Raw genomic sequence first — 12,242 nt, 5'->3', positions numbered from 1 at the left:
AATAGGTGATATAATAACTGAATTACAAAACAAAATCTTTGATGATAAAAGATATATATCCAAAGATTAATTTAATAACTTATATTCTCATGAGTTACCTTTATTTACAGGAAATACAGAAAAAATGAAAATCATTTGTTAGATATAGAAGACATAGTTTTATTATGCAAAAGATCGTTCATTCATTGAATCTATATTTAATGTTCTAAAAAAGTCTATGAATCTTAGAGCATTCAAAGCACAAATTACCTATGAACCTCCTATTCTATATCATTCTTGTGTTAATACTTACAATATAAAACTAATATTTTTAATCTCTCTATTCCTAACTTCTATCTATTTTTATCCTTACCTAACGTTTCAAAGTACCAAACAAACTAACTCCTAATTTATAAGTTGAATAAATATTATACTATTCTGCATCTCGTGCTATATAGTGTAAAGTTTTAGATTGATTAAGTTTGTTATTAGCAATCCGATGATCTAAAATATTTATCTCGTGCTTTTTATCATTAATATCTTTATTCTTTTTAAATTTTGGGTACTATAAAATTAATAAATCTCATTATTATTGCAAATAAATTAATTATAAATACCTATCTATTATTAAATAGAAAGATAAGTATAGTAAAAATTAATTACTACATTACGATATTAAGAACTTTGATTTAAAAACTTTACTTTAAGTTTGACCAAATACGGTTTTTAGCAATATAGAAAAAGATTGTAAACACCACTAAGAATATCATGACTTTAAGACCCATCGATTTGCGATGTTCCATTTCTGGTTCAGCTGCCCATTGCAAGAACACTGCGACATCATGAGTCATTTGTTCTACACTTGCTTTAGTACCATCCATGTAAGCTACCTGCCCATCAGCAAGAGGCGGAGGCATAGCTATTTGATAATTAGGAAAATATGGATTATAGTGAGCGCTCTGTATTAATTTAAATCCTGCAGGCGGTTCTTTATAACCAGTAAGTAGTGAATATATATAATTAGCTCCGTCATGACGTGCTTTTATTATCAAAGATAGATCAGGCGGATATGCACCGTTGTTAGCTGCTCTTGCTGCCTGCTCATTTGGATAAGGTAACACAAATCGATCGGAAGAGATTGCTGGTCTATAAAACATATCACCATCATCGTTTGGACCATCCTTTACTATATATCCTTTAGCAATTTCTTTTATTTCATTATCAGAAAAACCAATATCTTTTAGGTTACGATAATATAGATTGTTTAAACCGTGACAAACGCTACAAACTTCTTTATAAACTTGAAAACCTCTCTGTGCTGATATACGATCAACTGTGCCAAATATCCCGTCAAATGACCATTTCATCTTCTTTGGCATCAAACCTCCTTCATTTGATAGTGTTAAGAAAGAAGTTAATAATATAATAAGTATAGAAATAATTAATCTAGTTTTCATACTTTTTAAAAATTAATCCACATAACAATGCTTGCTTACAATGATGATAGTGCACTAAACTCCTATAATTCCTTAGGCAAAGGTAGTGCTTTTTCATACTTACCAATCAGAGGCAAGGCCACTAAGAAATGGAAAAAGTAATAACAAACAGCAAACCTACTTATAGTAATATAAGGTTCTTCTGCAGGCTTTCCTCCTAAATAACCAAGCAACAAACAATCTGCAATAAATATCCAAAATGCGATTCTATATATAGGTCTATAGCTGCTACTTCTAACTTTTGAAGTGTCCAGCCAAGGTAGTAAGAACAACACAAAGATACTCCCAAACATCAATAACACACCACCAAGCTTAGAAGGTATAGCCCTAAGTATTGCGTAAAATAGCATAAAATACCATTCAGGAACAATATGCGCTGGTGTAACCAATGGATTTGCCGGTATGTAATTGTCTGGATGACCTAAATAATTAGGTTGATAAAAAACAAAATAAGCAAATATTATAAAATATACACCAAAGCCAACAAAATCCTTTACTGTATAATAAGGATGAAATGGAATAGTATCTTTAGGACTTTTAATATCAATACCTTTTGGATTATTCGAACCATGCCTATGTAAAGCTACTAAATGCAGCATTACTAAAGCAACAATGATAAATGGCAATAAATAATGCAGAGCAAAGAATCTATTAAGAGTAGGATTATCCACTGAAAAACCACCACATAGCCAAGTAACAATAGACTTACCAACTAACGGAATAGCTGAGAATAAATTTGTAATTACCGTTGCACCCCAATAGCTCATTTGCCCCCAAGGTAGTACATATCCCATAAAAGCAGTTGCCATCATAGTTAAGAAAATAATAATACCAATATGCCAGAGCAGCTCTCTTGGTGCTTTATAAGAGCCATAATATAAGCCCCTTATTATATGCAAATAAACAGCCATAAAAAACATCGATGTTCCAACCGCATGAGTATAACGCAATAACCAGCCATAATTAACATTACGCATTATTCTTTCAACACTATCAAAAGCATGGTCAACATGAGGTGTGTAATGCATAGCCAACACTACACCAGTGATTATCTGAATTACTAATGCAATGCTAGCAATAGAGCCTAAATTCCACAAATAATTAAGATTTTTAGGAGTCTGATAATGACTAAAATACTTTAGGAAAGAACAAATAGGAAGACGATAATCTATCCATTCAATGATAGCATTAGCCTTTTTAGGGATAATATCTTTATTCATAAATAATTACCCAATTCTAATTCTTTTATTACTAATAAAAGTATATAGCGGCACAGCTAAATTTAAAGGTGCTGGCCCTCTTCTAACTCTACCTGACGAATCATATTGTGAGCCATGACATGGACAAAACCACCCGTTATATTCACCTTGATTAGCAAGTGGCACACAACCTAGATGCGTACAAATACCGATTGTTACAAGCCAATTAGCATGTCCAGGCTTTACACGTGCTTCATCTGTTTCAGGATCTCTCAGTTCTGACATCTTTACTGCTCTTGCCTCAGCTATTTTATCTGGTGTACGGTTAGTAATAAAAACTGGTTTACCTTGCCATTTAACTGTAACTGTTTGTCCTACTGCAATATTTGATAAATCTACCTCAATTGATGACAAAGCGAGTATATCCGCCGAAGGGTTTAAAGAATCAACAAGTGGCCAAATAGTACATGCAGCCCCAACCGCTGCAATACTATTAGCTGTCAAAACCATAAAATCACGACGTGTAGTCTGCTTATTTTTACAATATTCAGTATCTGACATAATTTAAAATAACTGATCTTCAATGTAAACTTGAGTTATTACCGTTATCATATGGATTACCTGGTTCAGGAACAGTACTACCTGGTTGAAGTAAAATAAGATCTTCTATCTTTTCCTGTAACTTTCGTTCTCCTGTTACATCGTCTCTAACTTCATATTGCCCAGGATCACCTAAACAATTCCAAAAATTAACTAAATCATTCCAGTCAGGACCGAGTCTTGGAGTACAATTTTGAGCAATTGCTTTACTTGTATCCAATATCTCAACCGTAGTCCTAGTAAAATAATCTATAAAACCTATTCTATCTAATCCTTTTACTACATAATATAACACAATTAATGATGCTACAGATATAATTAAATACCATTTTGTAATAAGACCCCATAAAAAAACCCCCATAGGGTTAAGTGCTATTAATCTTCTTAAAGCTTGCCACATAATGTACTCCGAGTAAAAAAAAATAGATATACGTGGATCAACTTCAAAAAGAGGAATCGTGCTATAAGACGAGGAATAGAGAGTATATTAATAATAGTTCGCACTATAGAACTTATAAAACTACATAGCCAATTTTTAAAGTTGATAGAGTATACCATTCTCAAGAAAATTTATTACCTTATTTTATACTATCACTTTAATAAAAATAAAGAAAATAATCACATAATGTTGTAAATATTTCTAATCAAATATAAACTTAAGAAAAATGAAATCGGTAAAAATACTAAATTAATTCCTATTATAATAAAAATTAATTGCAAATTATTATCTTGTAGTACTAAACCTGTCATTATAATACTCGGTATTAATAAAGGCATAATAAATGTACCAATAAAATTAGCATTAGCTCTAAAATAGCTTTGAATACTACCTGATAAAACTACTAGGCTACTTGATAAAATCAATATAAGCAATACACTAATAAAGAAAAATATTATTTCTGTCAAAGTTTGATTAAAAAAAATATAAATAATAGGTAAGGTTAAAGTCATGCCTATAGTACTACTGATAAATATAGCAAAAAATTTAGCTAATATAATTTTTTCATGACTTACAATTGATAATAATAACTCCAAAGTTCCATCCTCTAAATCCGATTTAAATATAATAGAAGAAAAACTTATCAGTGAAATTAATAAACAAATTACTGAAAAAATTAAACCGAATTTTTTAATATCTCTTTCACTATTAATTAAAATAGTACTAATCATGCAAAACAAAAAAAATATTACTAAATATTTAATCATATTATTAATACGATTTTGTACTATAAACTCATGTTTAATCAATAAAAACAAACTACTCATAATTAAACAAGCTATAAATTAAATACATAATAGTTGAAATAGTTAAACCTATGCCTATTTCAACTATGACTATTGCGATATGTTGAGCAGCTAATTTATCACCAATAAAATTGGTTAATGAATAATAATTTAAATAATTATCATTAAAAAATAGCGATATTGCTCCAATAATTGCGTATATTGCTACACCTAAAACAGCAATATAAATTAGCATATTAGTTGGAAAATAGCGTTTTAATTTATGGTGGCCATAAATTAAATCACAGGCAATAAGTGCAGAAGCAAATATCACACCTGCTTGAAATCCTCCACCTGGTGAAGATTCACCATTAATCTGAATATATATACCATATAAAATTATGTAAGGTACTACAAAGATAGTGATATATTTTATTACCGGATAATTTGCTAGTATAAATTCAACTTGATTTACTTTTTCACTTAATAGATCATCAGATTTTCTTAATGAGAATATTAACAATATCGAAATTCCAGCAATTAAAATTATGCTAGTTTCACCTAAAGTATCATAAGCACGGTAACTAGCAAGAATAGCAGCAACAAGAGACATTACTCCGATATCTTTCTCTGTATTCTCTATATAATATTTACTTGAGTACATTTGTAGAGGAGCATTATAATCACCGTAATCTGGTAATTCTAATCCGATATAAGTAAGAATTATTACAAATAATAAACATATTAAAATTGCAGAAATAATATTAGTTCTTTGTATATTATTTTTTAAATTAGAAGGTAGTTTTCGTAAGAAATTTAAATATACACATGTTGATAAGCAAGCGCTGAGTGCTACTTCAGTCATTGCAACATCCGGAGCATCCATAATAAGATAAGATACACCGATTAATAAACTAAAGACAGAACTAGCAATCACTGAATTTAATAAATCATTAGTAACAACTATCTTTATCGAGATAATAATTAATAAAAAAGCAATTAAGTGAAGTAGATAATTGCTGAGGTCAAAGTTTAAAGCTACTTTTATGTTTAGTAAAGAATTAATCATCATGCTTATTGTAAGCTTTAATTTTCATAAGCAACGATGCTTTACCAAGTGCATGCGTTGCTACTGGATTTAGTAAGAAAATTAATAAAGCTGCTAAAATTAATTTAAAGCAATTCATAATATCTGACTCAAGACATGCAAAACCTATTAAACAAGCAGGCACCCCAAAACTTTCAATAACGCTTGCTGAATGTAGTTTCGTATAAAAATTAGGAAATCTAAAAAACCCAATAAGACCGGAAAATATAGCAAACAGCCCAATAACTACTAATACTATCCCGATATAATATAATATCATTATTTTATTCCTTTAATTCTTGGTTGCTTACAACAAAAAAGTGAATTATTGTTATTCCTGTAGTGTAACATAAAAATCATAGAATAAAGCTCTAATCAAACTATACAAACAAGAATCTAATCTCCTTGTGCTAAGCTATAACCTGCTATACCATCAAATTCAAATAAATTTTCTACTTTGATAAAATCAATCTTTGTTTTACTTAATACTTCAAGCAACTTAGTGATATCTAAATGCTTTATTTCTTTTCCATCTTTAGCCATAAAACGACAACACCAATAGTCAGAAATAGTTTCAAATCTTGTACTACGAGGCCATAATTTTAGCCCTTTTGAAGATATTATTTTTAACTCTAAATTATCTATATTACACTTATGAATTTTTTCTGCTATATCATGAGCCGAAGAAACATTCATATTTATAAATATATCTACGCCGACTAATTTTTTTACCTCTTTAGTATTAATAGTATAATCTATATTATCTTCTTGTTTCTGAACAATTAATCGGTATTCTGCTTTAGGTAGTTTTGTAGGTAGCTGCCCCAATCTTTTTACTACTTCTTCTGCGAATTCTTTTGTACCAACTTTTTTGCTAGAATGTTGCTCGTTATATATATCAGCAGTATGAACCCCATCCTCTATAGTTTTCTTCCATGCATTTTCGATTAGAGAAGCAATATCATCCTGCCCTATATGCACAAGCATCATTATAGCTGCATTTAAAAGCCCTGAAGGATTTGCAATATCCATGCCTGCAATATCAAGTGCACTACCATGTACTGCTTCAAACATAGCATAATGCTGTCCAATATTTGCAGAACCAGCAAGACCTACAGAACCGGAAATTGCAGCAGCTACATCAGAAATAATATCACCGTAAAGGTTAGAAGTTACTACTACATCAAATGATTCAGGTTTAGTAGCGAGTATTGCTGTACCAATATCGATAATATAATGCTCATTATTAATCTGCGGATATTCTTTTGCAATCTTATCAAATACTTTATGAAAAATCCCATCAGAAAATTTCATAATATTATCTTTGCTTAATGCAGTGACTTTTTTACGATTATTTTTTACTGCATATTCAAAAGCAAATCTAATAATTTTCTCACATCCAGTATAACTTATTAACTTAACAGACTCATACATATTATGAGTTTGGCGATATTCTATACCTGCATATAAATCTTCTTCATTTTCACGTATAATAGTTAGATTTAAATTTGGATGTAGTGTCTTAGTAAAAGGATAAAAAGAAACAGAAGGACGAATATTAGCAAAAAGTGACAATGTTTTACGAATCGTTACGTTTAAACTTTTATATCCTCCGCCTTGCGGTGTAGTAATCGGCGCTTTCAGTATAATTCCAGTACGCTCTATTGACTCCCAGCTTTTTTCACTTATACCAGAAGTATAATGCCTTTTATAGAGCTTTTCTCCTACTTCAATAGTCTCGAGGCGAATGCGAGCCTCAGCTTTGCGCAATATATAAAGCACTACTTCCATTATTTCAGGGCCTATACCGTCCCCATATGCAATTGTAATCGGTGTAAATTTCGCCATAATCAATACTTATTAATAGTTAATAGTTACTTCTCTTAATTTTTCATTTAACATAAAAGTTACTTCAGAAGTTATATTCAAATTATTTTTTGCATATAAAATTTGTGCACTTGGAATTACCAAATTAAGATTATATTTCTCAGCTAGATCACTAATTATTGTAATCGTTGCTTCATGGATTTTACTCATAGCTTCAGCATGTGCTTGCTCAAGCTTTGTTTTTTTAATTTGAATTTCTTTTTTAACTTCACTAACGTTTGCATTAAACTCATTTACTTTATGCTCAAAATCCACTTCACTTAAAGAAGAACGTTCATTTATTAACTTTTCTTCCATAGGCTTAAGCTCTGCTTCTTTTTGAGCTATATCTTCATGAATCTTTTTGTTAAGCTTTTCAATTTTATTACGTAAATCCTTAACAGCAATTGAACCTTCCAAAATAGACTGCACATCCACAATTGCTATTCTAACTTTGAAATTATCTTCTTTAATTGGTATATCTTGCGCTTTTACAAGCACCGAGAAATTTATTATGAATATGCATAAAAATAATATACGATATATCATTACAATCCTATAAGTTATATTTATAACTACTTAATCATCATTGCGAATAAAGCATTATTGTGTGGTTCTATACTAAGACTGTGTTATACCGTGACTATGGACTCCATGATAAAAAGATAGTCACAATTATAAAAAACCATACAAAGCAACACTATATTGGTTTTAAGAATAAATAACATAATATAATTTGTCTACTATGAAAAATTTAAAGATTATGATTTTTCCTGAAATCTTAATTTCAATACTATTCATCTATCTTCAAGTAATCACTTCCTGAAAGAGACTCAAATTTAATATCTTTATAACTTTCTCTTAGCTTAAATATATTCTCATCTTTGCTACATAAGTAAACAGTTGACCTAAGTCAACTTTAATTCCATACACTTTAATTAAATTATTGTAAAAACTTGTTTTTAACTAAAATACCTTAATGTAGTACACTCTGTTTGCTCTTTGATGTGCTTAGAATCATTATCAATAAAAAATATATTTTCTTTAATTAGTTACCAGGTATTTCTTATTGCTTCTTAAATCATAGACAGTAGTTTAGTATAATATTTTATTGTTTCCTTATTATAAGGTTTTATAATATTACATCTTCTTTTAGTAATGGTTCCATTGTATATTTTATAGCATCAGGATAATTATTATTGAACTACACTATACCTATTTTATTTCCTAACCACAGAATTTTCTTTATTTAAATTATTAACTATTCTTTTATCATTTTTCTATCTTAAGTTATAATTCAAAATATTTTCATTAAATGAACAAAGAGTGTTTTAGTAAGTCTAGATATTTCTTGATCATATTCAGCATCAGAGGCAAATTTATATCAACTTATAGAATGATGTATAAATCCTCATAATCTCTTTTCAAGATAATTATGTGAATGCCATTTAAATATATGTTTTGTCAAAAGCAAATAAAAAGCCATATTCTATAGTTCATTAAATTCTTATTATTTTAGGTTGTAAAAGCTTTTTATATTTTTAGTTTATAGTTAATTCTATTTCTTTTTCAAGAACTTTATTTCAATTTTTAATATTTATTTTAATATTTAAATGTATATTATATGAAATAATTGTAAATTGTGAGAATTTTTAAAGATGAAGTATATTCGTAATATAGCAATTATTGCCCACGTTGATCATGGAAAAACTACGCTTGTTAATAACATGCTTAAACAAAGCGGTACATTTAGAGCTAATCAAGCAGTTGCTGAGCGTGCTATGGATTTTAATGATCTTGAACGTGAACGAGGAATAACAATATTTGCTAAATGCACTGCTCTTATGTGGAGTGATATCCGTATTAACATAGTAGATACACCAGGGCATGCTGACTTTGGTGCTGAGGTAGAACGTATCCTTAACATGGTTGATGGTGTTGTACTACTTGTTGACGCTTCAGAAGGACCAATGCCACAAACGAAATTTGTGTTATCTAAAGCTTTAAAACTTGGTTTAAAACCAATAGTTATTATTAATAAAATTGATAGAGATGATAGAAGAGTTAAAGAGGTAGTTGATGAAGTATTTGAGTTATTTATAGCGTTAGAAGCAAATGATGAGCAACTTGACTTTCCGATTGTTTATGCTTCAGGCAAAGCAGGCAGAGCTTCCTTAACATTTGATGAAGGAGTAAATCCTTTAGATAATTTAGCAGATGATTTATCACCACTTTTTAAGCTTATAGTAAATCATGTATCAAATCCTATAGCTGATGATAAAGCACCATTTTCTATGCTTGTTACTACTAGAGAATATAATCCTTTCTTTGGCAGGGTTCTAACCGGACGTATACAAAGCGGTATCATTAAAATTAATCAAAATGTTAAGGTATTAAACCGTGAAAATGAAGTACTTGAGAACGGACGTATTACTAAAATATTAGCGTTCCGAGGTTTAGAACGAGTAGCTATAGATGAAGCAGAAGCTGGTGATATTATTGCAGTGGCAGGAGTAGAAAATGCTAATGTTACTGATACAATATGTGCCCCCGAAGTAACCAAAGCTGTACCATCATTGCCTATTGATCCACCAACTTTGTCTATGACTTTTAGTGTTAATGATTCACCGCTAGCAGGCACTGAAGGTACAAAAGTCACATCAAGTTTAATAGGTAATAGATTAATACGTGAGCTTGAGAGCAATGTAGCCCTAAGAGTTACTGAATCTGCTGAAAAAAACGCCTTTCAGGTTGCAGGACGTGGAGAGCTACAGCTTGGAATCTTAATTGAAACTATGCGTCGTGAAGGATTTGAGTTATCTATCAGTAGACCTGAAGTATTATTTAAAACTGATGAAAACGGTAATAAGCAAGAGCCTATGGAAGAAATACAAGTGGATGTTGATGATGATTATGTAGGAGTAATTGTCAAGTCTCTAGCTCTTAGAAAGGCTGAAATGATTGATATGCGTCCTTCTGGCAGCGGTAAAAGTCGTGTTACATTTCTTGGACCTTCTAGAGGATTAATTGGCTATCATAGTCAATTTTTAACTGAAACTCGAGGCACTGGTATCATGAACCGTATTTTCTATGGATATACTGATTATAAAGGAGTTATTGAAGGTAGACGTAATGGTGTTCTCATCTCAAACTGTGATGGCATAGCAGTTGCTTATGCTCTATGGAATTTGGAAGATAGGGGAAAAATGTTTATAAATCCTGGAGATAAAGTATATAGAGGTATGATAATTGGTGAACATAATCGTGACAATGATTTAGAGGTAAATCCGCTAAAATCTAAACAGCTAAGCAATGTTAGAGCTGCTGGTAAAGATGAAACTATAAGACTAACGCCACCAATGCTATTAACTTTAGAGCAAGCAATTAGCTATATTGAGGATGATGAAAGAGTTGAAATAACACCAAAGTCTATACGCTTACGTAAAGCACTTCTTAACCCTAACGACCGCAAAAGAACTGCGAAGTAAGTGTAACCTTGAGACAAGTAAATTTAGCTATACTACGTTACATCATTAAGAATATATTATTGTACCTCAGATATAGCATTGCTAAGTTCAGCTTTAAGCTCACAGCAATAAATTTATTCTTAGAATCTAAGATTATTATTATTTTTCTAAAACAAACTTTTAGTTAACAAATGTTTATATACTACTTTCAATTTATCAAGAATATGCATATTTAAATATTATAATAACAAACTTTTTTTATAGCATCTATTACATTACTCTCACTAGGCAATGCTAGTTTCTCTAAATTAACAGCATATGGAAGAGGTACGTCTTTACCACTTACAATCTCTATTGGGGCATCTAAATAATCAAATGCCTCTTTCATAACGATAGCTGCTATACTTGCACCGACACCAGCAAAAAACCATCCTTCTTCAATTATAACCAAACGATTAGTTTTCTTCACAGATTCTATTATTGTCTCTACATCAAGCGGTTTAATAGTACGCAGGTCAATAACTTCACAATCAATATTATCATTTTGCAAAATATTTGCAGCATCTAGCACAAGTTTTACTTGAATAGAAAAAGTAACTATAGTGACACTCCAGCCTTCCTTTAAAACCGTTGCTTTACCGAAAGGAATAGGCAAAACTGTTTCTGATATATCAAAACTATGCCCATATAAAATCTCATTTTCTAAGAAAATCACTGGATTATCATCTCTAATAGCCGTAATCATCAATCCTTTATGATCTTCTGCGCTATAAGGTGCTACTACTTTTAAACCAGGAATATGTGAATAGCAAGCTGTATAATTCTGACTATGCTGTGCTGCTACTCTACTTGCTGCACCATTTGGTCCTCTAAATACTATAGGACATTTAACTTGTCCACCAGACATATAATGTGTTTTAGCAGCAGAGTTAACTATATGATCCATAGCTTGCATAGCAAAATTAAAGGTCATAAACTCTACGATCGGACGAAGCCCTGCAAAAGCTGCTCCGACTGCAAGCCCAGCAAAACCGTATTCCGTTATTGGCGTATCAATTACCCTTCTAGGACCAAATTGCTCAAGCAATCCTTGAGTGACCTTATAGGCTCCTTGATATTCTGCCACTTCTTCACCCATAATGAAAACTTTCTCATCACGTATCATTTCTTCTTGCATTGCATCACGTAATGCTTCACGTACCGTTATTTGCATTTTTCTTTCTGTTTAAATTAAATTCTTTTCTTTGAGAACTGCCTTATAATCACAGCTCTCATGTCAAGAGCTAGAGTGCAAAGCCAGGATAAATAGGCTATTAAAATTACA

11 protein-coding genes are annotated in these 12,242 nt (G+C 30.8%); 1 reads left to right on the top strand and 10 read right to left on the bottom strand.

The features are described 5' to 3' along the window. Positions 1-677: 677 nt before the first annotated feature. The 9 genes from AC27F4_RS02730 to AC27F4_RS02690 all read right to left on the bottom strand — a co-directional run bounded on the left by AC27F4_RS02730 (position 678) and on the right by AC27F4_RS02690 (position 8,000). On the bottom strand, positions 678-1,436 hold the full coding sequence (locus AC27F4_RS02730; RefSeq protein ID WP_487061855.1) for a cytochrome c1: 759 nt from the start codon (positions 1,434-1,436) through the stop codon (positions 678-680). A 62-nt stretch (positions 1,437-1,498) separates the two neighbouring features. Continuing rightward, positions 1,499-2,695 carry a cytochrome b gene (locus AC27F4_RS02725; RefSeq protein WP_487061852.1) on the bottom strand — a complete coding sequence of 399 codons (1,197 nt, stop codon included), beginning with the start codon at positions 2,693-2,695 and terminating at the stop codon, positions 1,499-1,501. 6 nt (positions 2,696-2,701) lie between these two features. Further along, entirely contained in the window at positions 2,702-3,235 is a 534-nt protein-coding gene (gene petA / locus AC27F4_RS02720; RefSeq protein ID WP_487061850.1) for a ubiquinol-cytochrome c reductase iron-sulfur subunit, read from the bottom strand. A gap of 19 nt (positions 3,236-3,254) precedes the next feature. Beyond that, positions 3,255-3,674, bottom strand: coding sequence for a DUF2670 domain-containing protein (locus tag AC27F4_RS02715; RefSeq protein ID WP_487061848.1), 420 nt, complete (start codon positions 3,672-3,674; stop codon positions 3,255-3,257). Positions 3,675-3,892: 218 nt separating this feature from the next. Then, positions 3,893-4,540, bottom strand: a complete 648-nt coding sequence (locus AC27F4_RS02710) for a heme exporter protein CcmB (RefSeq protein WP_487061846.1) — start codon at positions 4,538-4,540, stop codon at positions 3,893-3,895. Next, positions 4,533-5,567, bottom strand: a complete 1,035-nt coding sequence (locus AC27F4_RS02705; RefSeq protein WP_487061865.1) for a DUF4040 domain-containing protein — start codon at positions 5,565-5,567, stop codon at positions 4,533-4,535. The genes AC27F4_RS02710 and AC27F4_RS02705 overlap by 8 nt, the downstream gene beginning before the upstream one ends. Next, positions 5,560-5,865, bottom strand: coding sequence for a Na+/H+ antiporter subunit G (locus tag AC27F4_RS02700; RefSeq protein WP_487061844.1), 306 nt, complete (start codon positions 5,863-5,865; stop codon positions 5,560-5,562). The genes AC27F4_RS02705 and AC27F4_RS02700 overlap by 8 nt, the downstream gene beginning before the upstream one ends. Positions 5,866-5,981: 116 nt before the next feature. Next, positions 5,982-7,433 (bottom strand): NADP-dependent isocitrate dehydrogenase, encoded by a 1,452-nt coding sequence (locus AC27F4_RS02695; RefSeq protein WP_487061842.1) that lies wholly within the window; start codon positions 7,431-7,433, stop codon positions 5,982-5,984. 12 nt (positions 7,434-7,445) lie between these two features. Continuing rightward, positions 7,446-8,000: an OmpH family outer membrane protein gene (locus AC27F4_RS02690; protein WP_487061840.1), complete on the bottom strand. Its 555-nt coding sequence runs from the start codon at positions 7,998-8,000 to the stop codon at positions 7,446-7,448. Between the two features lie 1,109 nt (positions 8,001-9,109). Between AC27F4_RS02690 and typA the strand changes: the two genes are divergently transcribed. Further along, positions 9,110-10,939, top strand: a complete 1,830-nt coding sequence (gene typA / locus AC27F4_RS02685; RefSeq protein WP_487061838.1) for a translational GTPase TypA — start codon at positions 9,110-9,112, stop codon at positions 10,937-10,939. A 211-nt stretch (positions 10,940-11,150) separates the two neighbouring features. Here the strand turns inward: typA and AC27F4_RS02680 are convergent, their stop codons facing one another. Beyond that, on the bottom strand, positions 11,151-12,131 hold the full coding sequence (locus AC27F4_RS02680) for a pyruvate dehydrogenase complex E1 component subunit beta (protein WP_487061836.1): 981 nt from the start codon (positions 12,129-12,131) through the stop codon (positions 11,151-11,153). Between the last annotated feature and the right edge of the window lie 111 nt (positions 12,132-12,242).

Source organism: Candidatus Rickettsia mendelii, assembly GCF_057543435.1.
The sequence above is the reverse complement of the archived record's forward strand: the minus strand, read 5'-3'. Positions and strand labels throughout refer to the sequence as shown.